This window comes from Chitinophaga arvensicola, from assembly GCF_900110835.1.
Taxonomy (GTDB): Bacteria; Bacteroidota; Bacteroidia; order Chitinophagales; family Chitinophagaceae; genus Chitinophaga; species Chitinophaga arvensicola.
This window is the reverse complement of sequence record NZ_FOJG01000001.1, coordinates 1022418-1048288: the sequence shown is the minus strand read 5'-3', so window position 1 is coordinate 1048288 and position 25871 is coordinate 1022418. Positions and strand designations below refer to the sequence as shown.

At 45.5% G+C, this 25871-nt stretch carries 16 protein-coding genes; 11 read left to right on the top strand and 5 right to left on the bottom strand.

All coding sequences use genetic code 11. The features are described 5' to 3' along the window. Positions 1-3: 3 nt before the first annotated feature. The 3 genes from BMW79_RS04500 to BMW79_RS04490 all read right to left on the bottom strand — a co-directional run bounded on the left by BMW79_RS04500 (position 4) and on the right by BMW79_RS04490 (position 1499). On the bottom strand, positions 4-225 hold the full coding sequence (locus BMW79_RS04500; RefSeq protein ID WP_089891124.1) for a PRTRC system protein C: 222 nt from the start codon (positions 223-225) through the stop codon (positions 4-6). Between the two features lie 12 nt (positions 226-237). Beyond that, positions 238-1035: a hypothetical protein gene (locus BMW79_RS04495; RefSeq protein WP_089891121.1), complete on the bottom strand. Its 798-nt coding sequence runs from the start codon at positions 1033-1035 to the stop codon at positions 238-240. A 68-nt stretch (positions 1036-1103) separates the two neighbouring features. Further along, positions 1104-1499, bottom strand: coding sequence for a single-stranded DNA-binding protein (locus BMW79_RS04490; RefSeq protein WP_089891118.1), 396 nt, complete (start codon positions 1497-1499; stop codon positions 1104-1106). Positions 1500-2118: 619 nt separating this feature from the next. Here BMW79_RS04490 and BMW79_RS04485 point away from each other — a divergent pair. The 5 genes from BMW79_RS04485 to BMW79_RS04465 all read left to right on the top strand — a co-directional run bounded on the left by BMW79_RS04485 (position 2119) and on the right by BMW79_RS04465 (position 14541). Further along, positions 2119-3540, top strand: coding sequence for a hypothetical protein (locus BMW79_RS04485; RefSeq protein WP_089891116.1), 1422 nt, complete (start codon positions 2119-2121; stop codon positions 3538-3540). 6 nt (positions 3541-3546) lie between these two features. Continuing rightward, positions 3547-7236: an RHS repeat domain-containing protein gene (locus BMW79_RS04480; protein ID WP_089891113.1), complete on the top strand. Its 3690-nt coding sequence runs from the start codon at positions 3547-3549 to the stop codon at positions 7234-7236. A gap of 18 nt (positions 7237-7254) precedes the next feature. Next, positions 7255-11676, top strand: coding sequence for a DUF6443 domain-containing protein (locus BMW79_RS04475; RefSeq protein ID WP_089891110.1), 4422 nt, complete (start codon positions 7255-7257; stop codon positions 11674-11676). Positions 11677-11686: 10 nt separating this feature from the next. Continuing rightward, the gene (locus tag BMW79_RS04470) at positions 11687-12343 is read left to right on the top strand and encodes a hypothetical protein (protein WP_143059075.1); all 657 of its coding nucleotides are present in this window, start codon (positions 11687-11689) and stop codon (positions 12341-12343) included. 299 nt (positions 12344-12642) lie between these two features. After that, positions 12643-14541, top strand: a complete 1899-nt coding sequence (locus tag BMW79_RS04465; protein WP_089891105.1) for a sensor histidine kinase — start codon at positions 12643-12645, stop codon at positions 14539-14541. Between the two features lie 72 nt (positions 14542-14613). Here BMW79_RS04465 and BMW79_RS04460 read toward each other — a convergent pair whose 3' ends face one another. Continuing rightward, positions 14614-14934: a hypothetical protein gene (locus BMW79_RS04460; protein WP_143059074.1), complete on the bottom strand. Its 321-nt coding sequence runs from the start codon at positions 14932-14934 to the stop codon at positions 14614-14616. Positions 14935-15336: 402 nt separating this feature from the next. On the opposite strand from BMW79_RS04460, the gene BMW79_RS04455 reads away from it, so the two are divergent. Beyond that, positions 15337-16083 carry a LytR/AlgR family response regulator transcription factor gene (locus tag BMW79_RS04455; protein WP_089891101.1) on the top strand — a complete coding sequence of 249 codons (747 nt, stop codon included), beginning with the start codon at positions 15337-15339 and terminating at the stop codon, positions 16081-16083. Between the two features lie 511 nt (positions 16084-16594). Here the strand turns inward: BMW79_RS04455 and BMW79_RS04450 are convergent. Beyond that, positions 16595-17026 (bottom strand): hypothetical protein, encoded by a 432-nt coding sequence (locus BMW79_RS04450; protein WP_089891100.1) that lies wholly within the window; start codon positions 17024-17026, stop codon positions 16595-16597. A 408-nt stretch (positions 17027-17434) separates the two neighbouring features. Here BMW79_RS04450 and BMW79_RS04445 point away from each other — a divergent pair, with 408 nt between their 5' ends. From BMW79_RS04445 to BMW79_RS04425, 5 genes are all read left to right on the top strand, one after another. Further along, a complete protein-coding gene (locus BMW79_RS04445; protein ID WP_089891097.1) occupies positions 17435-18271 on the top strand; it encodes an RteC domain-containing protein in 837 nt (278 codons plus the stop codon). A gap of 105 nt (positions 18272-18376) precedes the next feature. Continuing rightward, positions 18377-18904: a hypothetical protein gene (locus BMW79_RS04440; protein ID WP_089891095.1), complete on the top strand. Its 528-nt coding sequence runs from the start codon at positions 18377-18379 to the stop codon at positions 18902-18904. Between the two features lie 151 nt (positions 18905-19055). Beyond that, entirely contained in the window at positions 19056-19484 is a 429-nt protein-coding gene (locus tag BMW79_RS04435; RefSeq protein ID WP_317042869.1) for a DUF4134 domain-containing protein, read from the top strand. Positions 19485-19875: 391 nt separating this feature from the next. Continuing rightward, complete coding sequence (locus BMW79_RS04430) at positions 19876-20310, top strand: hypothetical protein (RefSeq protein ID WP_089891090.1); 435 nt, start codon at positions 19876-19878, stop codon at positions 20308-20310. 3 nt (positions 20311-20313) lie between these two features. Continuing rightward, on the top strand, positions 20314-25863 hold the full coding sequence (locus BMW79_RS04425; protein WP_143059073.1) for a DNA methylase: 5550 nt from the start codon (positions 20314-20316) through the stop codon (positions 25861-25863). Positions 25864-25871 lie beyond the last annotated feature (8 nt).

Below are 25871 nucleotides of genomic sequence, written 5' to 3'. Positions count from 1 at the left end.
TGATTATCCTTTTTGACCTAATGAAATTGTAAAGTGATATTCCACTTTGTCACTGTTGAATATCGGGCCGCGCACTTTGGCGGTAGAGATTTCCGGGTAATTGACAGCAAAAAGTGACTGCACCCGTTCAATGCTCATGTCGGCATTGGGGTCGGGCAATTCGATGGGGTCGTCGCCCCGTCCGGGTTCATAAAAGAAAACTCGCGGTAATGTGGAAACTATCATAGTGGTATCTTTTTAGTGGTTCATGTATGTTGGGTGATCTGCTGTAGAAGTATCGCCTTCCATACCAGCCGTATCAGCATCATCATTATCCATATAATCAGGATCAAGACCATTATACGAATCATCATCCGTATGATCTCCCTGATGATCGCCATCAGCAACACTATCAGGAATATGATCACCACTGCTTGAGAGAGTGTTATTGTCATCTTCTAGGGCTTTATTGGTAATCGTATTATTTTGTACTTGCCCGCCTGTAAATAGCTCTGGCTGGTCGTAGGCTTTCTTTAGCTGTTCGATCCTTGCCTCGATCTCGGCTTTGAATAAAGGGAAGTTTTTGAGGGATTGGAGTACGCCCACGGCTTGGCGGTGTAATCCCTTTTTTTCCAGTTCATCTACCTTTTTCATCGCAACCTGATACTTGGGCGGCACCCTTTTAACCGCAGGGGCAGCGGGGGTGGAACTTTCAGCATTTGTGGAGACTGTGGGAGTTACTGTTTGGGCTGACTTGTCCAGCTTTGCCCTGTTCTGTTTGATGGTCGCGTTGATCTGGCGGTTATTAATAAGCAGGTCGCCTATTTCGCTCACCGGTTCTGTTATCCGTAACAAAAATTGAGCATCCAATTCCTCGGTAGTTGTTTTGCGAAAAACAAGGGGTTGAATAACCAGCTTGTTATTTTTGCTTTCGTTGATCAGATCATAATGCACCACAACAATAAAGTTTCCATCCTGCTGGCGCTCTAACGTGAATATCAGGCGGCTATCATCGGCCATGAGTTTGGCGATCTCTGTAAAAAAGTTCGTTTGCATAATCGGTATGTATTTGAGATTTAAAAAAGCAGCGGGCTACCGGTAACCGGTCCCGCCGCCGGGTAGGACTAAAACGGGAGGTCTGCAAATTGATCCTCGTTAACGTTTTGTTCCCCTGCCTGTTCCTTTTTTACCGGTTTAGACTTGCCGGGCTTTGCGCCGTGGAACTTGATTGTATCGACGATCAGGTGCAACTGGCTGTTTAATTCGTCGTTACCCTTTACGAAGGAATCAGGGTAAGGGAAACCCACTACTTCCAATACCTGACCCATAAGGATATGCTCTGCCACCTTTTCTGCCCGGTAATAGTGGCAGTTCCAATAGGCGGTTCTTTTCTTCTTCTTTTCTTCCTTCTTGTCATAGTAGGGGTATTCTACCGCCACGGTAAAATTGACAATCTTCAAACCTGTCTTTGTTTCGCCGACGTTGGCGTTTCTCGTTACTGTTCCTGTTACTGTACACATACAATTAAAATTTTTATGGTTTAAAAATCTCGGCTCCGCGCTTGCTTCGCCTCGTTCATACACCTGTAAGCAGCTATCACTAAGCCGGTGAGAGCCAGAGGACGAATGAGGAAAAAAAATACTACCCCCGTTTCCTGGGAGTGGTGGGAGAGCCGGGGGTGGAGATTTTTTTTCCTCACCTGTAAGGCCAGGCCGTTCAGCGCGGCCGCAGTTTGTCTGGAGGCTTGAGCCGGATAGTATATTCGCGGAAGAAGTGAAGAACGGTATATGTGGTCTGCGTTAGCGGTGGTGGGTTTTACATCAACAAACAAAAACAAAATTCAACTTTAGAAGTGGTAGAGGTGTGGAAATAGCAAGATCTTATTTCGTAGCTGCCTGGTGGAAACAGAATGTTATTATTTTAGAAAAGGTGGTGGAAGCGAAAATGATTTACAGATAGCGAGGTTGAGGGTAACCATCCATTAAAAAAATAAATAAAATTGGAAATGATAAAAATTCCAAATATCATTGCCGAAGCATTATTGTCGTGTCGGTTTAAGACCGGCGTCGTTCTCCCCAACCATCTTTCACTCTCATAGAGATCACAGCAATTTATTGTTAAACCCTGCAAGCCTTCGCCATGCGTAAGATCTTACTGCTTATGGTGGTAACATTGATATGTTATCTGCCTACCTATGCTCGTCAAACACCGGACATTGTTTCCCGTGGCCTCGGCGCCTACCATCATTCTATCTCTAAAGTCAGTTCTCAACTACAATCAGTTACAGCACTTTATCATAAAAAGGTGTCAAAGCTGGAAAAGCAGATTGCCAATAAACTGCGAAAACAGGATTCCCTTCGTTATCATCGCCTCTTTAAAGCGATGGATTCGTTAACGGGGACTAACCTGGATCATCTTTCCGACAGCACCTTTGCGGTGCCTCCCCTTTACCGCAATACTATTGCCCGGTTTGATTCGATACGATCTGCGCTGAATTTTTTTCAGCAATACGGACTTGCCGATAAACTCCCGGCAGATCAATTACAGGCTATGAGCAAACAATTTATATATGCCCAAAATCTCATAGATGCTACCAGTAGTTGGTCGGGGTTGTTAAGACAAAGGGCCATCGCCTTTAGTGAGCAGTTGCGGCAGGCCGGTATGCTCAAAGAACTCAAAGCGTACCAACAACTTGCCGGCTATTATCAATTGCAGGTAAACCAATACCTCACCCTGATAAAAGACCCTGAAAAAGTAGTGGTTAAGTTGTTAGGCATATTAAAGGAAAGTAGTTTGTTTCGGGATTTTTTTAAGGTGCATTCTGCCCTTGCAGCGCTTTTCCCTTCCAGTGAAATGACTAATGCTGCCGCGGCCGGATCTTACGGTAGTCTGCAGGTACGACTGGCTATTACGCCTGCCATGCAGCAACAGCTCGGCGCAGCCGGCGCCAACAGCCAACTTTTACAACAACAGGTATCGGCGATGAGCAGCCAGTTAAAGCTAATAAAGGATAAACTCAGCAGTGTAGGAGATGATAAGCCTATTCAAGATCTACCGGACTTTAAGCCCAATACACAAAAAGTAAAGTCCTTTCTATCGCGGCTGCAGGTGGGTACCAATGCGCAAAGCACCAAAAGCAACACTTTCTTTCCAACCACTACAGATTTCGGTTTAAGCCTAGGTTATAAACTCAGTAATAAGAGCACAGTCGGCGTGGGTGGTTCCTTTAAAATAGGATGGGGTAAGGACATTAAAAACATCCAGATAACCGGTCAGGGCGTGGGGCTGCGATCCTTTGTGGATGTAAAGGCCAAAGGTTCCTTTTATCTGTCCGGCGGATTGGAGTACAACTACCAACGTCCGTTCAGTGCCTTTCAGGATCTCCCGGAGGTAAAGTACTGGACACCCGCCGGGCTGGTGGGAGTCAGTAAGATCATCAGCGTGAACAGTAAATTCTTTAAAAAGTCAAACCTGCAACTGCTCTATAATTTTCTGTCCAAACGTAGCGACCCTAATTTCCAGCCCCTCGTCTTCCGCATGGGGTATCAATTATCAAAATAAACCACTGTGAACAAAAAACTGCTTGTTTTGGGTACCTGGCTGTTTGCGGCCTTAACTACCCTTGCTCAAATTCCCGAACCGCTCACTAACATGCAATCTCCGCAAGCCTGGAGTTTTAATGTAGTGGGTAAAACGCAAGTCAATCAATTTACTGGCCGGCCCTCCATTGATGTGAAACTAGCCTCTGTGCCGTGGCTCAAACATGATGTGGGCGTGTCGCTTACCTATAACGCTTCGGGCTTTAAACCCGATCTGCATCCCGGTGTGGCGGCATTAGGTTGGACAGTTAATACCGGTGGGGTGATCACCCGCTCGGTAAGGAATATTCCCGATGAATTTGCCTATCGGCTCGAAAATGTCTGTGATTGTGTTCCCGACTATCATCCGGATGCCTTTCAGCAGTTAACCTTGGGATGGGCCAGGCAAACGCCTGGTACCCCCTATCCGTACAACTATCTAACGCTGGAAAAAGGCACCCATGAATTTATAAATATCAACTTCGGTGGTTTACCCCACTGGGTTAAAAACAGCCTGCACGTTCCGCTAAAACACTGGTGGATGTCCAATAGTTGCAATGCCTACGAACGTGTTTTTGGGGGCCGTTTTGTACCCGGCACCACCGGCTATTGGTCCGATAATACCTACCCTGGCACCTTTGATGTGCAGCCTGATGAGTTCAGCTTTAATATGTTCGGATATAGCGGCAAATTCTACTATAAGACCAGTACCGAGATCGAGGTGGTGAGTGATAAAAAATTCAAAGTGTATGAGATCGGGCCAGACATAGACGTTCCAGGTTCACTGCTTCAACCTAATAGTGATCCGCAGGCCGGGGCTACCTGTCCGCAGTGGTTACTGGGTATGACACCTTACGCCATGCAACACAAGTATCCTAAAACGATGGCCGGATTTGTGATGGTAGCAGAGGATGGCACCCGGTTTTACTTTGGTAAGAACGTAGAAGGAAAGGAAGCCATAGAATATTCAATTGGTGAAAATTATGTCAATACTTCCAGTAACTATGGCGACCAGAACTACAATGACTTTTGGATCGCCAGCGCTTTTTACCTGACCAGCGTGGTCTTTGCTGATGGGCAGCAGGTCAGCTATGATTATGCGAGAGGTGAATACATCCATCAGCTCTATAATTCTGAAATGGCCTATTCCATCAGGCCCAGCGAAAATTCTTGCGAAAACGCAGGTGCCAATCCTCACATCCCTGCACAAACAACAGCAGCCAAATTAATTTCTCCCGTTTACCTTACCCATATATATGGCGGGATTGCAGAATATGATTTCTTCTATAGCAATACGTTTGAGCAGAATAAACTCACCAATAATGTGACCCAGGATATTCAGTTTAAACAACTCGATTCCATTGGTGTCAAAACTTATCGGGGGGATAACTATCTGTGGAGATTCACCTATGCCGACTTGTCCAATTCTCCAGATCGCTTTTTGCTGCATGGACTTGAAAAGTGGGATAGGTTGGGTAATTCCACCGATGAACGGTATACATTCTCCTACTTTGATGATCTGATCGCCCCGGATTACGTTTCAGGTCAACTTGACCACTGGGGCTACTGGAATGGGACCAATTCGTTCTCTATATTCGGCCTGCGCAATGGGCAGATCGACACCCTACGACAACCTTCGCTGGTCCACACCAGGCAAGGCGTATTAAAGAAGATGGTCTTTCCCACTGGAGGATATAAGGAGTTCACCTATGAGCTTAATACCTATCGTAAGCGGGTAAAAATGGATCGTGCGGCGGGTGTAGATTCTCTTTCTGCTAACCGCTATGCTGGTGGGCTTCGGATTAAGTCTATCCGCACCTTCGATACAGTGGCCCGCACGGCCAACGTGGTTAAATATTTTTACGTCACCGGTTACAACAATGCACTAAGTGAATCTGCGATTGAAGCCCTGCCTTCCAGCGGGGTATTGGATCAACATAGTTTTATCTATCATTTTGATACCGCATTTTCGAAATTGTACGGGGATCAGTATTTCGACTGTATGAAAAATATGAAGGTCGCGGTCAGCTCCAACCAGCCAATCAATGCAGCCCTGTCCGGACCGGCGGTAGGCTATTCCCAGGTGATCGAGCGCCGCACCGATAGCGCTTATACCATCCGTAGATTTACCAACTATGATAATGGGCATGGAGATGATACCATGCTGGCTTCTATTAACCCGTTCACCTCTCCTTATAACCACTATTCCTCCAGAGAACTGGAAAGGGGGAAGCCGATTTTTGAGGGACATTATACCCCCCATGATACATTACTGCAAAGCAGTATCACTGAATATGAAGCAGTTCCCATCCGGCCCAGCACTGATCCCAAAACCTATCTGGAGCATTGGACGATGAATACCCTCGATGCCACGGATGCCTACTTTACTGCTGCTGACGGTTTAATGCCCATTACGCTGATCTATTCCAATTCCTATAAGGAATACACATATGCTTATCGTCCGAAAAAAACGACCACCACCACCTGGCAACTTGGTAGCACAAATAAGCTGGAACTGGTACAGCAGTTTGAATACAACCCGCGTCATTGGCAGGTCACGAAGATGACCACCATTAATAGCCGGGGGCAGCATCGCTCTCAGATCACCCGCTATCCGATGGATTTTCCCGATGATACGGCGGAATTTATCATAAGCCGCTTCCTGAATAACCATGTGCTCAACGCTGTGATCGAGAAGCTCCATACTTTAAAGGATTCAGCTGGTGGAGTTGAAAGAGTTCTGGGCGGATTACTCAACGAGTATGCACTGAATAATTTTTCCTCTACCGATATTCCTATGTTAAAGACCGCCTTTAAAATGGCACTTGACCGCCCGCGGTCATTGTCATCACTGACGCCAACAGATATTACGACCTTTAGTTACATCACTGATACACATTGGTCGAAGGATACGGCCTATGAGCAGAGCGCGACGGTGAAAAATTATGATGTTCGTTTTGCCCCACTGGAAACACAATACGCTGATGGTACCCGTTCCCGCTATATGATGGGGTATAATGGGGTACAGATCCTCGGCCACCACTTATTTGGATCGGGTACGCATCGTAATCCTGCCTATACTTCTTTTGAGTCCTACCCCGTGCACCAGGCCGACGATTATGGCACCATCAATCAGGTGCCCGATGGACAAACATGGACGCTGATAGGATCACTGGATAGTACGGTAGCTTTTACTGGTAAATATTCCTTTGTGGGGCGCTGCCGGCTGGCTACTGACTTTACGGAAGGAAGAGTCTTTGTGGCCGCCAGGTCAACAGGGGCGGCGCCTACCTTGGAAAGTTATAATACTACTACAGGCCTTTACACCACTTTAACAGGACCCAACGTGGAAGTAATTGGAGAATACGACGGGTGGAAAATATATATGTTCACCTACGGAAACTCGCCGTTCAAACTGGCCATTAACTCCAATGGAAACAAGATCGACGAGCTGCGGATGGGGGCCAACAAAGAAGGTGACAAACAAAACTACCTCACTTACACTTATGATAAAGATTGGCGGCTAATTAACGAAACCGATAATCTCTACCGCAGGAATTATTACGAGTATGATAGCATAGGAAGGTTACTTCGTAAGCGTGACCACAATGGAAAAATCCTTACTGAATATCAGTATACCTACCAGGTCTATAATACAGTGCCGGTTGTAAATCCATAAACCTGAAAAAAAAGTAAGATGCGAAACATCATTCGATATATTACAGGGCTACTATTTGTTAGCTCATCCGCTTTTGCTCAACAACCTTTGCCCGATGCTTATCCCAGTGGACAGATCAATTTTGTTCGGCGTTGGGAAACCAAAGCCCCCATAGGAACTGCCGACAGTGTAAGGTCTGCCGCTTTGCGGGAAGCAAAAATGACCTCAATTTACATTGATGGGCTGGGCCGCCCCATACAGGAAGTTGTCAGAAAGGGGTCATTGCCTTTTAACGATACTGCAGCAGATATTGTAAAGGGTTTTGTTTACGATGAGCAGGGCCGTCAGGCCATTGACTACCTGCACTTTCGGGCATTGGACAGAGGTGTTGGGGAATCTGCTAACAACGGCAGCTTCAAACGTGACCCTTTCCAGGAACAACACCAGTTTTACAATGCGCGGCTGGAAGTTGGTTCCGGCCCTAACTGGGGTTATAACCAAACCGTTTATGAAGCCTCTACTTTGGATAGAGCCACCGCGTATTTACCCGCTGGCAGCAATTGGGTGGGTTCGGGCAGGGGGACTGTTTCAAATTATTGGATCAATACCGTTTCCGATAGCGTCCGCATCTGGCAGGTGCGGGATTCAACGGATAAATTCGGCGCCTATTTTACAATTGCCATCTATCCAGGGGGCAGTTTGTACAAAAATATTACCCGTGATGAGCATGGTAACCAAATTATTGAGTATAAGGATGAAATGGGTAAGCTGATCCTGCGCAAAGTACAATATACAGCCGATGCGGATAATGGTAGCGGTAGCGGCCACCTGGGGTGGGCCTGTACCTATATGGTCTATGATGAACTCGACCGGCTCCGCGCAGTGATTCAGCCGGAAGGGGTTAAACTGCTAAGTGCGAACTCCTGGGATGCCGATGCACTCGGTGGTGCTATTACAGCAGAACAGATGTTTCGGTATGAATATGACCGTAAGGGCCGCTCCATCCGTAAAAAAGATCCCGGTGTGGCGGTAGTTTACCTGGTGTATAACCAGAGAGGCCAGATGGTGATGAGCCAGGATGGTAACCTTCGGGGGGCAAGTACTAAAAAGTGGCGCTACTTTGTATATGACTCCCTCGGGCGGGAAACCAGCATGGGGCTGCTTAATGACAACAATAACCTTGCCTACCACGCCGTACGTGCTTATAACACCTTAGTATATCCAACGCTAAGCGGTGCCACCTATGAAGAACTCACGGTGAGCCACTATGATGATTACAACAACATACCCGCAGGGTTAAGTTCCAGCCTTTCTGTCACCAACATTAACAGCTTAACGATCAATCAAAGCTATTATACAGCTCCTGAGTATGCTGAACCCTTGGTGGCCCATGCCAAACCCTTCGGTAATATCACCTGGAGTAAACGAAAGGTACTGGGTAGCTCCAGCTACATATCTACCGTCCGCATCTACGATAATAAAGGCAGGATGATCCAGGATAAAACCATCAACTTTACAGGTGCCAGCACTTCCACCACCTTCCAGTACAATTTTGTGGGTAAGGCGATCCGCTGTATCGTATCCTCGTCCAAAGAGGCGCCTAATGGTCTGACCTACAGGTTGTTTTATAGGTACACCTATGACGATTTAGGCAGGGTTATCAAAGATGAAGTCGCCTTTAATAATTACGCAGACAATTACCGGACGCTGGTGGAATATGCGTATGATGAGATCGGGCATTTGAAAAAGAGGATGCTTGGCAGAAATGCGACTACCGGCCTTCCCATTGAAACCCAGCTTTATGATTACAACGTCAGGGGTTGGTTACTGGGTATGAACCGCGACTTCGCCAAAGATTCTACCGATAAGTCTAAGTATTTTGGCTTTGAGTTGGCTTACGACCAGGCGGCAACGACAGTTAACGGTATCTCTCAAAATTTTGCCACTGCCCGATACAACGGAACAATTGGTGGTATCGTCTGGAAAGGGATGGGAGATAATGCGACCCGCAAATATGACTACCAGCTCGACAGGCTCAACCGCCTGACCGGGGCTGCGTTTTCCCAATTTACCGGATCGAGTTTCTCCAATACTTCCGGATTAGATTTTTCCGCCGGATTTTCTTATGACCTCAACGGCAACATGAAGACAGCCACCCAAAAGGGCTGGCAGGGTACTTCCAGCGGCATTATTGATTCCCTTCTTTACACTTATCGTCCTTACTCTAATCAGCTATCTTCGGTACTGGATAGAGTTAATGACACATCCACCCGAATGGGTGATTTCAGGTCCTCGACAGAATATATGAGCGCCCTGGGCGGCACCAAAACCACAACAGCGGTAGATTATGAGTATGACAGCAATGGTAATTTGGCTTACGATAAGAATAAAGATGTAACCCGGATAAGCTATAATTACATGAATTTGGCCGATACCGTCTTCCTAAAAGGTAAAGGCATGATCATCTATAGTTATGACGCCCGTGGCACCAAACTTAGAAAGAAGGTCATTGATTCGACAGTCAGCCCTGTCTTGACCACTGAAAATATCTACGTGGACAATTTCGTTTATCAAAGCAGCTATCACGATCCCAATGAACCGACTGACCAGTTTGAGAACCTTGCCTACTTTATTCATCCCGACGGCATTTGCCGTCACGATTACATCAAAGGGATCAGCTATGATTACTTCCTGAAAGACCATTTGGGCAATGTGCGGATGGTGGTCACCGACAAACCATTTACAGATGTCTATCCCGACCTGAACCTGGAAGGTGGTAGCGGATCTGCGGAGGTAACCGCCCAGGACGCCTTCTATGAGAAAGCGGATGGTAGCCCCATCAATGTTACGGCATCGAGAGTAAGCAGGCCGGGAGCCTTTGGCGATACCACAACCAATGGACACCAGGTAATGCTGGTAAGGCGGTCCACCGGGGCTTTTGGGGCTGGTAAGCTGCTCAAAGTCATGGGCGGCAAACCGGGTGATGAGAGGTTGCATGTTTCCGTGCAGTACTATTATACGACCGGTAATGCCAATAACGGCGGGGCCAACCCCCTGACCAGCTTTATCACCTCCTTTGGTAGTGCGCTGCTTTCAAGTGGTGGGGTAAGTAATGCCCTAAAACCTTTCGCTGGCAATATTGCCAGCTCTGTGGCCGCTGACCCGGCGATGGGTGGCCTGCTTAATTCAGCGCCCAACACCAGCGGCGGTAATAGTGCGCCAAAGGCATACTTACACGTACTTTTCTTCGATGAACAGTTCCATTTTGATGCCATTAACAGCGTGGTGATTCCGGTAGCTTACACACCTAATATACCGGGAACTATTGACCTGCGTTTGTCCAATGCGGTCAATGTACCTAGAAATGGGTATGCCTATATATATTTCTCCAATGAAAGCAATGAACTTGTTTACTTTGATAATTTGACCATCACCCACCAGCGGGGGCCTATTACAGAAGAAAATCATTATTATCCTTATGGCCTCTCCATTGCAGCATTATCTACCAGGGCAACCGGCTTGTTGTCAGGCAATTATGGGGTAAACACCAAAGAGAAGCAGACCAAGGAATTTTCTGCTGGCCATAGCCTGGAGTGGTATGATTACGGAGCACGTAACTTTGACCCGCAGATTGGCCGGTTTAATTCTGTAGACCCAAACGGCGCCAAATATGCCTGGAGCAGCCCATATGCCTATGGCTTTTGTAACCCCGCGCAGGTCACCGATCCAACCGGCAAAGATGGGGTGGTTACGGGCAGTGGTTCCAAAGATGACCCCTATGTGGTAACTGCCAACTATTACTACTATAACATGAGCGCAGAGCAGCAGGCAGCTTTCAAGGCAGCGCTCAACGAATACAATCAGGATGGAAAGACCCGTGCCGTGGAAACTAAAAATGGTACGGTGTACATTCGCTTTGATCTCAAAGCGATCGAAGCCAAAGATAAAGATGATGCCAGACAAAAAGCCGGCGATGATTTGGCCGTTAAAGACGGAGTGCAATTGCAATATGGCAACACTGTTACTGTCAGTAATAAGCCTGATGCGGGCGATTCGCCAGAAAGCCTTACCCTCGGCCACGCAACTAACCGCGACATCACGCTTGATGAGGCCGATCTTAAAAAATATGCTGAATCTAAACCTGGAGGTGATTTTCTTCAGATCAGCATTAGTAACGCTATTCATGAGGTTGGTCACAACCTCGGTCTGCCGCATGGCATTGGCTGTATCATGTTCGATGCTTCCGCCGTGGAACTCAAGGACAGCAAAGGAAAAGGAACGGGTAAATACCTCCACTTTTATAATGCCGTTGACAACGATGGGATTTCGGCTATGATCGGTTATTTTGGCAAGCGCTATAAAGATATGACCAACGATAACCTCACCGAAAGCCAGAGGTTAAATGTAAAAGATAATAGCCGGGCTGGTATGATTACTCCGGTGTCGAAAGATGATTTTTAAATTGAACTATATGAAACATATCCTCTTAGTATTGTTTTGCGCTCCTACAATTGGTTATAACCAACAAATTCAGTGTATCGGTACAGAGGTGACGGATGGCTACTTTTACCAACTGGATGGGAAGGATCAGCCATTTTATAGAATTACGAATGGGCCGATGGATAATGATTTCTATTTCATCTCTACCCAACAACTCAAAACTGGCACTTTAAAGGCGCATATTCTTTCCAGCATTAACTTGAACGATACTGTAAAGTATGTATCGGGGCCAGCTCCCCGGATGTTTGATCCTTACCGGCTGGCCGATTCGACTTGTCGTGAAAGGCTGGAAGCCGGGGTGACGGTTATTCCTTTTAAGAAAGGCCAGGCCGGCTCCGATCCTGATGTGGAGGGTTATACCATATACGTTTCTTATGCCAAAGTGGAATGGTTGCATGTCCGCGTGGCCTCCAGAGCAGCCCGCAATGAGGGGATGGACCGGCCAGTCACCTTCGATAATTCGGTAAAGCGCAAGGACCACTATTTTGATTATTATGTTCCAATGAAAGTGCTGGAGCTTAAAGAAGGAATAAGGGTATATAACGGGAAGTTCTATACTGAAAAAGAATACCAACAATTGGTGGGGTCGCACCCGCCACCAATACCACCTCCCGGTTCAAACAACTGACATGCAAAGAAAAAAAAGCAGGCACAATGCCTGCTTTTTTGTTTGGATGCTATCTTTTCGATTTCACGATAGAAGTCCTTCAGATTTTATAATGTGGTATAACTTTTGATTATATCGTCGTCAAGTAGACGAAAAACGAAACTAAATGCGGAATGCTTTTAAATAATTCGTAGCCTGGAAATAACTGCTTCAAGACTTTCTCGATAAGATTAATACAAGCTCCATCCATTAAAGCATTGCCTGTAGCGAAATAGACCATAATCTCCCTTCTAAAGTATTAACTATTTAAACCAAAACCAATGCGAAACCTCATCGCTATTGCCATGCTGGCAATTATTTCCTGTGGACAACCTTCCCATCAAAGAAGGGACTCCACAGATAGCCTGTCTACTGCAATCCAGCAAAGGATAATTCCTTTTATGTTAAACAGTCAAAATGATTCAGCAAGAAGGTATTTGGATAGTATTTATCCGGTAGTGATGATCTTGGGTGATAACACTGTAGCCAGTACATGGTGGCGGCTACGAGGCGCCACTTTTATGTACACTGATCAACAGCAGGATAGTACACGGATATACATAGAGAAGGCAATGGGCCTTGTTGATAAGGAAGATACCATTAATAAATATGTTATGTGGGCCAAAAGGGACCTTGCCATGCACTATCACATTATGAAGGAATACGATAAAGCGATTCGTTATAATATGGATGTATATGCACAGAAGGATAAGCTGGATACTAATTTGAGGATTGCCATCATTGGACAAATGGCGGGCCTTTTTGATGAAACGGGGGATGGAAAAACTGCCTTAAAGTACTGGATGGAAGGCTATCAGACAACTCACCACCCACGGATTATTTATATTTTTGCCACCAACATTTCCAATTACTACGAGGGCTTAAATAAATCTGATTCGGTTAAAAAGTACCGGGGGATTGCTCTTGCCAATCAAACCGATCTTAATGACCGGTTTAAGGCTATTGGCATATTTAATCAAGGGGAAGTGCTACGTCAACAACAGCAATATGGAAAGGCATTACCTCTCTATCATCAGGCAATCGACATATTACGCTCCGACACGGCGTATTTGGACGGTAGCTATTTTTATGCTGTAGCTGTTACTCATCAGCAGATGGGCAATTTGTCGCGGTCGAACATATACTTGGATACGGCAATAAGTCTATCTTATAATAAGCAAGAATTTCAGGGACTTGCCGATGCTTACGCGCTCTATGGCGGAAACAGAGCTGCGCAAATGGATTTTACTCGCTCACATGCTTTTATGGATTCAGCTTTAAAGTACCACAAAACACAGGACAGCGTTTCCTTTCGTGAGAAGGCCAACGAGTTGGAAAACAAGTACCAGGTCAGGATAAAGGATGAGCGCATTTCCAGTTTGGATCGGGAAAAGCGGCTATCAGAACAGGTAAGCCGGCAGCGGCTAACGTCTCTCATACTGGTAATCGTCGGCAGTTTATTCGGCATTATTCTTCTTTACTTACTGGCCCGTAAGCGACAGTCTGACTTGCAATCCGAACAGCAATCTCTTTACCTACGGTTATTGCGAACTCAAATAGATCCGCATTTCCTGTTTAATGCTCTATCTGTATTAAAAGCATATATGCGGGAAAATACTAAAGCCGCTGACTATCTGGCAAAACTAGCAAAGCTCCTGCGGATTAGCTTGGTCAATGCCAACGCTAACTATGTGCGGCTCAATGACGAAGTGGAGGCATTGCACAGCTATATTGGTATGCGAAAAATTCATGAAGGGGATCGTTTTGATTATGAAATAGAAGTCTATGATGGTTATGAGTCCGACGTGGTGATGATCCCGCCGATGCTTATTCAACCCATTGTCGAAAATGCAATCGTTCATGGGATCAGCAAACTGGCTGACCGCCGTGGGCACATCAGCGTAAAAATAGAAAAGGAAAACGCCGTTTTACGCTGCACCATCCAGGACAATGGGAATGGTCTTAAAGCCCCTTTAATCGTCGATGACGGTCAACCACATGCCGCCACGATCACGGCAGATCGGTTACGAGTTTTGGGCAAACAAACTGGAAAAAAAGCAGTCCTGCAGGTGGATCATAACGAAATAGGGGTGGATCGAGGCGTAAGGGTGACCATGATCATTCCTTATAAAAATGAGGATGCAACTGTTGACCGGCACAGGCGCCGCAGATGGTTATAGTTACCTTTTGTATAAAAGGGAAACAGCCAGTTTCCAGTCGGAAACTAGCTGTTAAAACTATAGATGTCGTATCTATGGTTTGTAGTGATGTAGCCGTTTAATCCAGGAGAACTTACCATCGTTCTGAATGGTTACAAATGATTCAAAGTAGGAAAAATCTTCACTGTTGCAGCTATGTGCGGTAAGCCAGGCCCGGATGAACTTGTAGGCGTCGTCTGGATACTCTAAATAGGCATATTTGCCTTTCTTAAAAGAGGCATTGGAAATCCTTTCTGTAAGGCTTAATGTTATCAGATTGGCTATAGTGACCTTTAACCAGGAACCAGATTCGTCAACATGCACTGTAAAAGACTGACTCAGATTCGATGCTGTGGGATGATTTGTGTTTTCCATAATCAAAAATTTTTGCGCACCGGTCATCTCACGGATTCATACGGGACAAGAACGTGGAATAAGCGGACCTTGGGAGCATTATGCCGCGAAAGTCTTGTAACGTATGTCTGCAATCCGTGAGATAGGTTTGCGTCAATAAATAGATTATGGCACAAATCATCATCGAGTCTGAGTAAGCTATGATGGATGTTGACTTGGCGCGGTTAAAGCAGTCACAGCCTTACCGTGATAATATTAAGAATTGCGAAAGGTAGCCGAAGGGTTAAGAAAATGCGTTATATTCATAGAGTAACCCATACACCATGTCGTCATCTGGCCGTTGGCTTAAACAAAGCTGTCTGCATTGATACTATTTTCCCACTACCTGATGATATTGGAAAATCATGAATAAAATGTTATCCTATGAACGGTTCGTCATCAATCAGGGTGGTAATCATAGAAGATCAACCCACCATTAGCGCCGATTTACAGCTCCTTATCGAAAAGCATCCGGATTTTATAGTGTTGGCAATTGCTGGGAGTGTAAAGGAAGCATTGGTAGTATTGCCTGCTACCACTCCAGACCTTATATTCCTCGACATTATGCTACTGGACGGCACTGGCTTTGATATTCTACGGGCCTTTTCCCCCATCCCCTTTAAGGTTATTTTCACCACTGCTTACCAGGAACATGCCCTACATGCTATTAAATATTCGGCGCTTGATTACTTATTAAAGCCAGTAGATGATGAAGAACTGGCTATCAGTCTGGAGAAAGCACTCGGCATGAGAGAAGTTCGCAGTCAACAGGTATCGCAGGCCGAGCAGGCATTTATTAATAAGGCGCTCCCCAATAAGATCGCATTGCCGGATACGTCGTTTCTGCATATGGTTAACATCGAGGACATAGTTTACATTGAAGCGGGCGACGGCACCTTATTTCATCTTGTTGATGGTAGGACAATAAATGTAAAAAAGCCATTGAAGGATTATGAAGAACTTCTTTCCGGGCGCGGATTTCTGCGTACTCATAAAAGCTACATGGTATCTGTTCGCCATGTGAATGGATACCATAGAGACGGCCACTTGTTAGTGGCTGGTAATCTGAAAATACCAGTTGCATATAGGAATAAGCCCCGCATTGAATCTTACCTGATTGGAATGAAATAGGATGAGGTGAAAGAAATGTGGATGTAATGGTTATCTGCTTCCTTGATTTCGCTACCCATAGCAATCCCCTTTGAGCAAGACGTATGCCTTTGCTTAATCGTTTGTCCGGCGCCAGTTGTTCAATGACTGATTTTACGACAGTTTGTAATCAATGCTTATCCTCTCACAAGGTCGCCGTATTCTCAGGATCTACTACCAAAGAGCTGCGGCCATAGTATCCTATTTGCTTTTACTTTCAAATCCTTTTAAGAAAACAGTGGAGCGATTAATTTTGGATGCAATGGCTATTTTAAATATCTTTTGTATTATAAATCGTTACCCTGACTTTACCTTCCATTTAGAAGGTTTATGAAATAACGATAAGGTAAATGGTATTCACGTCGTTGGACGTGTACCTAAACTCTCCCTGGCACCTTTTGGTGCCGGGATTTTTTTTAAAGCACCGTAACTTCACTTCGGTATAAAATTTACCTTCCATTGCTGCTAATATTACTCAAGTAGGAAGGAGGCTTTAATTAAATGGATAATTACGTAAGTCGAAGGTGTAGCTGGCACCTTCGGTTAATATCCCTGTTGTAGATTCGATGTAAAATACTTTAAACTGAAGGGGGGTAAATGTTAAAAGTTCGTAGTTGTTTTTTTGATCGTAAAGCACAGAGTCGCAGAATTTCCTGGCTTCCTTGTTTATTTTGGATCGTGTTCCTATACTATCAGTGACATTAACGATATATAAGTAGGGTTCAAACCTAAAGGTCTGGTAATCTCCCGTGTATCCTCCTTCGTATTGCCTGTAACCGAAATAATAGGCTCTTGTTCGAAGAGAATCAGGTATCCAGCCAAGTGGATATGGCCACTCGCGGCTAATAACCGATGGCTTCCAGCATGAAAAGCCACCGAACAGCGGTAGGATAAGCACCAACAATGCGACGTAAGCCTTTTTCATTGGAGGTTTAATTTAATGGGCTAAGCAAACTAAATAATTGCTACTAAATATCGTATTAAAATCTCGTTGTAATCAAAGTTTCATCCTGTGCTGTGAGGGATAGTTTCACCACAGGAGCGCGAATTTAATGAAAGCCAGCTATGTTGCCAATAGCATTATGTAGTCTGATGATTGCGTCAATGTACACATCGCGGTAGAATGTTACTGCAAAACAAAATGTTCGGTCTATCATAGTTTGGTCTTATCTTATTCTGTAATACCCCAATTGGTGTCCAACCTAAAGTTTAAACATAGAGATTTTTGAAAATAGTATTGACTGAAAATCAATATAGTACCCTCGGTTGTACAACCCGTCTCCATTTTTTCCCCGGTTTGTAATAGCGCTCTTTGCTTTTAAATAGCAAAGACATGGTACACCTTCTTTCTCAACAGGCTACTGATCTGGCCGAACACCTCAAAAAGATCAAAGACCCCAATGATCTCAGCTCCATTATTCAATGTCGGCATATCTGTCTTACTGCCTGCCAGGACGCCCTTGACCTCTGTAAAGGTATGGCCGACGTAGCGCAGGCAGATCAGATTGCCGCTTACAAGATTCACATCCCCATCATCTTCGGTTATTACTATCACTTCTCCGACCTACAGGAAATTCATCTTAATAAACCAGTTGGCCCCGCGTCCAGGATTAGGGTGCACTATGAAAGCTGGATAAGAAAAATGGATGCCTACCGAGCCTCTCATTGGATGCTAAGTGATTACTTCCGGTTGGATGCCGATAATATGGACGGCGCCTTTTTTTCCGTCAATAATAAAACGATTAACTACTTATTTCCGGAAGATCCTTTGTGGATAGTGAGTGGCAAAATAGCGCCTGTATCCGTTATCCTTGCGCGATTTAAAGGATATGAGGAGACGGAAAAATACCTATTAAGCCAGCTTTCTAAAGTTGAATGCTTGGCGCCTGATGGTGTCAAAACAGAAAACAGCCTGCAATGGACTGCTTCTAAGGCAGCACTGGTGGAGCTGATATACGCTCTCCAGGAGTATGGAGTTTTTAATCAGGCAAAACCGGAGATCGGAAAAATTACTGATTTTTTAAGTGTTGTGTTCAACATTGACATGGCTAACATTTACAAGATGTATGAAAATTGCCGACTGCGCAAAAAAAACCGAACACCTTTCCTGGACGCGCTTCGTAATGCCCTTATGAGGCGGATGGATGAAGATGATTTGCATGCGGCATAAACTTTATTTCTATCGCCTGACATTTCCTGTTATTTTTCGGTTGCATGATGTCGTTATTTTGTTTCAACAACAGAAAAGTAACTCAAAAAACAAAAAACGAAATCTATGCTTTTATCATTCCTTGGCTCAGTCAGTTGGTTGCAGTTCTGGATTGTATTCGGAATAGCGGCCTTAGTATGGGGCGTATATGTCTACAAAGATGTACTTCTGGGCAAATCGCCTCCTGAAGAAGAAGAACAGGCTTCCAAACGTATATGGAGCGTCCAGGAAGTTGAAAAAGCACCCACTGTGCAGCAATCACTTTTAAATGATGATGAAGCACCGGTCGTAGATGATGAAGAACAAACAGACGAAGAAGTAGAAGAATCTGACACTGAAGCTGAATTTGAAGATGGCGTATTTGATGATCTGGAAGCCCTCGCAGAAAAGATCAATGAAATCTTCACCAATAATGTCGCCGTTGAGGATAAAGAACAACTCATTACACTACTTAAACCAGAAGTATCCCGGTTCACCTCCTTGAACCGCCTGCCGTTTAAAGTAGCTATCCATAATCTGATTGAGCGACAGGCTCAGCAGAACTATAATATCACACTTACAAAAGCAGAAACAGATACTCTTTGGCTCGCCTAAACGGGCGCGTCACTAACCCCCTTTTTTGCTCATATAACTAACGGTTACGGCTATTCGCTTTAACGTATCGGGAGGTTATTGCCAGAAAAGTTTACAGCATTTTAAAAACGTGTATGGACCAGGCTGCCGGAATGGGTGGCAAGTGATTGCCATGTCTATAGGCAAAGCGAGGGGGTGCGCCTTGCCCCGGTGGCCAGTTCATACCACAATCTCACTCACGATGAAAAGAACTTGTGCGATCAACAATAAAATATCATTCGCTTTTAAAAAATACTGGCTCCGTTTTCAAATACTACTGCTGTTACTGGTTTGCCGAATGGCAAGTTTCGGGCAGGCATCGGCTGGTGGCAAAAAGGGCTTTGAATCTGCCACCAAAGAGGTTACGGGCTATTTCTCCCTGGGAATTAATCTTATGTATGCCGTTGGTGCAGTATGTGGCATTGTTGGAGCGGTAAAGGTTTATCAAAAATGGAACTCGGGGGATCAGGATACTGGTAAAAGCGCCGCTGCATGGCTGGGAAGCTGCGTATTTCTTATTGCGGTTTCGGCCTTTTTAAAGGGATTTTTCAATATCACCTGATTATGCAAATGGCCTGCTGTACGGGCATTGCAGACAAAAATACTAAACGGAAGTTAGGAGGGACGGGAAAACGCCTATTGAGGGATGGGCTTTTCCCAAAGGGGAAGGTTGCCTTATGAGGTATGCTGTCCTAAAGTTAGCTGGATGGATTTATCGAATGGAACAACGATAACAAGCACGCTCAGAAACCGGCGCTATTGCGTCCTGGCAGCCTTCCTTTCTTTTTCTTTTCCTTAAACGGACTTGTGGATCGCTTGTGGAGGTGTTCACACTTCTAAGCCAATCAATTGGTAGTTGGGTTAGGGCCGCGTTTTACACAGTTGCTTCACATACCTGCAACCTACGCGGCCCTTTTTATTCTCGCATTTTTTCACCCTAAATAAATCATAAAATGGTTGACATTCTTCTCGGACAATTTAAAGAGCATCTGCAAGCTCACTATCCGGACTACGCACTGGCACTTCAGGCCAACAACCTGTTTAGCCGTTACCTGGATGATTGCAGGGGATTTGTAACGCCGTATGTCAATACACTTATACAGCAGGGTGCCGATCAGTCTACTATTCTCAAGCTGGGTATCGAGGCTATGGCCCAATCTCTTGGCCCCAGTAAATACGATTACCTACAATCCATAGTCGCCACAAAGTTTGGCACCTGGGCTGATAAACTCAGGGAAGCAGGCATTCTCCAATATGAGATCATGAACCTGATAACACTCTGTGAACCGATCATGGAAAGTTACGGGTTCGATTACCTGGACAGCCCACATGGTCAGTTCGAAAAACAAATCGTTGTCGCCATTTTGGAATACCGCCTATCCAAATAAATAATGAGTGTTTCAATCAGCCATATAATAGAGCAGAACCGCCTGGCCATCAGGTACGCTCTCTTGCACCGTAGGGGTAACCAGGTTACCCCTGCGATGGTGCAGGAATTAGAGAAGTACCAGGGGTTCGGCGCGGTAAAGCAGGTTTTATATGGTCCAGACTCAGAAGAGAGTTGGTTAAAGCAGGGGGCTTCTACCAACGATATGCAATACTACCGCCAGATTCATCAGCTTTATAATACGATCGGTATTCACTTTTCCGATGAGCAATATAAGGACGTATGCGAATCCATCCGGTCTAGTGCCCTCTCTGCATTTTATACACCACCTATTATTCCGGAGGCTATTTACAAAGCCCTATCTCAAAATGGTATCTCCCCTTCTCATATGCTGGAGCCATCGGCGGGAGCTGGGATCTTCATCAAAAAGGCCATTGAGCATTTTCCTACCCTGGTATCCATTACTGCCGTAGAAAAAGATATTATCTCCGGGTATGTTTTGAAGGCTATATCCAGCTCATGGCCTGTAAAATCGCAGGTACATATCATCGGCTTTGAAGAGGTGAACGTAGCTGCAACTCCTTATCATGATCTGATTATCTCCAATACGCCTTTTGGCGCATATGGGGTGTTCGATAGAAATTTCCCCCGTGGTATCCTTACCAACAAAATTCATAATTACTTTTTTGTCAAAGGGCTGGACCATTTGCCAGATGGAGGTATGCTGGCCTTTATCACCACTGCTGGCTTTTTAAATAGCCCAGGCAATGAGGACGCACGCCAATATCTGTTTAAATCTGCTGATTTTGTTAGTGTAGCGGTACTACCTGATAATCTAATGGAATCAGCCGGCGTACTGGCTTCCATGCACTTACTGGTTGTGCAGAAGAACAGTAATAAAGCCTCGCTTACAGACGAAGAGTTGCTGCTTTCCACTTCTCTTATTCGCTCCAATGAAAACGGTGAGTTTCATTACAACGCATACCTGGACCGCCACCCCAATGTGGTACTCGGTGACCGGCAAGTCGCCTCCCATAACCAATATGGAAAGCCATCTGCGGGCAATTTCCAGGATGGAGATATGGCTATAATGGCCGGTAAGTTGACCGAATTGCTTTCCGCCGATCTTAAAGAACGTTTCCAGCTGGCAACATTTAAGGCGATTCATCAAGTGGCTCCCAAACCGGCGACTGACCAAAAGCTCATCTATCTGCCTCCACCGCCAGCAGTGGCTACTGCCGCTTCATCTACCCAACTAGGCATGTTCGATGCAGATTTCGCCGGGCAGTCCGATCTGGCGCAACCTTACTTGAATAAAAATGATCGTAGCTTGGTCGATGCCCGTACAGCCAGTATCGCGGCAAAACTGTCTACCACTGATAGACCAGAGCACGATAGCATTGTACTACTAAAAGCAAAGACCCTAACCAAAAATCTTTACCTCTATAAACTATACTCCAATCTCGGAGGTATCTCCGTTTCAGACAAATGGCAGTCTGGTAGCCAACTGCTAAAGTCCCTGGAAACCCTAAAAAAGAAATTGGAGGCTTACCCCAACACCTTTATATATAACGGTGACCGTAGCCTCGAACACAACTTTGGTCTTAATGCAACAGAGGGGCTGAGTAAACCTTCCGTTCCTTATTACCACCAGTACGGGAAGGTTGAGCCAAACTATAAAAATGGGATGCTGGTGGAGCATCACGGTAAAATAGGTCATCTCAGTAAAGTGGAGCACGAAACCAATACTGCGGAGTTCTCCCCCTTATTTACTACCGCTGAAGATGAGAAAAAGCTCAGAGCATACATCGACCTGCGGGATAGTTATCATTTTATTTATCGTAACGAGGCGGAGCTTCAACTTCCGATGGATGATTCCCGCCACCGGCTAAATAGCATCTACCAGAGGTTTGTAGACCAGTACGGGGTTTTCAACAGTGATGACAATAAGAGGCTAGTGCTCAATGATGCCTTCGGCTTTGAAATGCTTTCCTCTTTGGAGGTAAGGACCTCCGATGGTTTTGTACGTTCCGATATATTTCGGGAGCCAGTTTCTATTCGTAAGGCAGCATTGTTGGACTATTATAATGCGGCCGATACCTTACCGGTGTGTTTGAACCAACGGGGCAGGGTGGATTTGAAGTATATGAGTTCACTATGCGGCCTTGACCCTGAACTGGTACGAGAAGCATTGGGTGATAAGGTCTATTTCGATCCGGCGAAGAAAGCATTTGTAACCAGTGAAGAATACCTAAGCGGAAATGTGGTGGAAAAGATGGAGAGAGTCACCGACGCATTGAAAGGAAACCCTGGAGATAGTGAACTGCAACGCTCCCTGCAAGCTATCACCCTTGTTCAACCAGAGTCAGTACCTTTTGAGATACTTGATTTTAACCTTGGCGAACGTTGGATACCCCGACAATATTATGATCAATACGCCTCTTCCGTATTCGATGTAGAAACGACGGTTCACTATTTTGAATCAATGGACACCTTTAAAGTGGTTCCCAGTTCTCGCAACGGCAAAATTCTGGAAGAATATGCTGTACGAACCCGTGACGGGGAGGTGATGTATGGTTCAACGACTTTCGAACATGCCCTTGAAAACACCTATCCTCACTTTACCTATAAAGACATTTCCGACCGTCGTATACCAGACGCGGAGGCCAACGCGCTGGCATTCCAGAAGATCGAAACTATTCGGGAAGGATTTAAGACATGGCTCAATTTGCAAAGCGTTGAGGTGAAGCTGGATATGGAGACCCGTTATAATCGAATATATAACTCCGTCGTGCTGCGCAACTATGACGGAAGCCATTTGAATTTTATAGACCTTGACCTCAATGCACTCGGTTATCCCGAAATAAGACCCATCCAGCGGGATGCCGTATGGCGTGTGATGTCACAGGAGGGGGGCGTGATCGACTACGATACCGGCCTTGGCAAAACACTCATAGCGGCGATGGCATCTCATGAGATGGCGCGGCTGAAGCTAAGTACCAAAAACCTCATTCTCGGATTAAAATCCAACATTACGGCAATTGCCCAGGAGTACCGTAGTGCCTATCCCAATGCAAAAATCCTTTTTGCCGGCAAAGATGACTTCACCCCTAAAGAGCGTCAACGAATGCTGTTCGAAATCAAGAACGGCAATTGGGAAGCTGTGATAATTACTCATGACCAATTCCTCAAATTGGATCAGAGCCTAGATATACAGCAAAAGATCCTGCGTCATGAGCTGAGGATGGTCAGTAAAGATTTGAGTACAGTTACCGAATTAGGCGGTGACATTTCCAAAAAGATGCTCAAAGGTCTTGAACGCCGCAAAGACAACCTTTCGGGGCGGTTGAAATATACAATGGAGCGCATTAAGTCCCGTACGGATAAAGATATTTTCTTTGATGACCTCAATATCGGTCATATCTTTTTGGATGAATCCCATCATTTTAAAAATCTCGGCTTTACCACCCGGCATAACCGGGTAGCCGGACTGGGTAACCCGGATGGTTCGCAGAAAGCATGGAGCCTGTTAATGGCGCTGCGCACTTTACAGGAAAGTAAGGGCAAGGATCTGCAAGCCACATTCCTTACGGCCACGCCGCTCAGTAACAGTTTGACTGAACTTTACTTGATTTTTAAATACCTACGCCCCAGGGAGCTGGCCCGCCAGCAACTTGAAAATTTCGATGGATGGGCCGCTGTATATGCCAAACAATCATCGGAATTTGAAATTAGCGTTACCGGAGCCATTAAGTCCAAAGCACGTTACCGGCATTTTATCAAAATACCAGAGCTGCTAAAAACCTATAATGAAATTGCAGAGCATAAAACTGCCGAGCAGGCTGGTATTGCGCTTCCTACAATTGAAGAAAAGCTAATTGATATTCAGCCGACCCCTGACCAGGCGGAGTTCATAAAGAAACTTGTGGTATTTGCGGAAACTGGTAATGCCAGTCAGTTGCGGCTACTGCGAGGAGCCACCGGCGATCAGGATGCTGCCCGAATGCTACTAGCCACCACCTATGCGCAGAAGATGTCACTGGACATGCGGCTGATCAATGAGTTGCTCTATGATGAACATCCTGGCAATAAGATCAATATCGCTGCCACCAACATTGCTGCTATCTATCGTGAAACCAGCCCTGACCGCGGCGTACAGCTTGTGTTTTCCGATTTGGGTGTACCCAAACCTGACCAGTTTAATGTTTACGACGAGTTAAAGCGCGTGCTGGTGGAAGTACATGGCCTGCCGGCCAAAGAGATTTCTTTTATCCACGACTGGTCGGATAAGAGTAAGGACAAAAATAAGAAGGCTGTTAACGAAGGCCATATTCGCGTACTTATCGGCAGCACTTACAAAGCCGGCACTGGCAATAACTTTCAGCGGCGCCTTATTGCCACACATCACCTCGATATTCCATATCGGCCAACGGATTTGCGGCAGCGCACAGGACGCATGAGAAGGCCCGGCAATATGATCGCCGCCAAATACGGCAACAAAGTACGCTCCTTTATATATGCGGTAGTTGGATCATTGGATGCTTTCAAATTCAACCTGCTTAAACTAAAAGACGAGTTTTTATATCAAACCCGCGCCTCCAATATCTCCGTAAGGTCTTTTGATGAAGGTGTAATGGATGCTGAAGGCACTATTAATTACGCCGCTTACGTTGCCGTGCTTTCCGGTAACACTGATTTGCTTGAAAAAAGTAAAGTTGAGCGCCAGATCATGATGCTACAAGTCTACAAGGCTGCTCAAAGCCGCGAGGCTGCTAATGCCCGCTTTGAATTGGTATATCTGAAAAAGAATCTGGAAGCTGAAGTGTCGGCCTGTCAGAAATTGGTTACCGACAAAGAGTGCTTCGATAGCGCGGTACGATTTGATAGCGAAAATAACCGCGTTAACCAGGTTGTCATTCCCATTGCCAGCAAAGACCCCGAAGAAATAGGTAAATATTTTCTTCAGCAAATCTATGACGCGTCCATTATCAAAGGACAAGAACGAGAGATAGGCACGCTTTATGGTTTTTCTATGGTCGCCATTGGAGGCAATGAAGGTAAGATCGACACGCCGCCTAACCGCTTATTTGCAAAAAGCCCTCATACCGGTCTTAAATATTCTGTCACTAACGGCATTCCCAACTTCTCTAACTTAAAGCTGGCTGCCCGGTATTTCCTCTTTGCCCTGGACCGGTTAACTGATTTGATTTCTCAGCATCAGCAACGTATTGATAAAGGTAATGATCGTGCCGCCGTCCTCTCACAAATGGTAGATCGACCCTTTGAAAAGGAACCGGAGTTATCCGCTCTCCGTACTCAACATGCTGCCCTTGTCGTAAAATTAGCCCAACAGGCCGAGGCCGAACAGGCTCAACAGCAGACTACACTCTCCGAAACATCCTCCCTTACACCTCCCTCCAATTTGGTTGAACAACCGGTGCCGGAACCTGCATTGGTTGGAGTTTCAACTCACCACCCTTCCCTTTCTTCCCTCCAACTCAGCAAAAGAGTCACCATTCGCCCTACCGGCACCGCCGGACCGGGAATTTCTTAACCATTAAG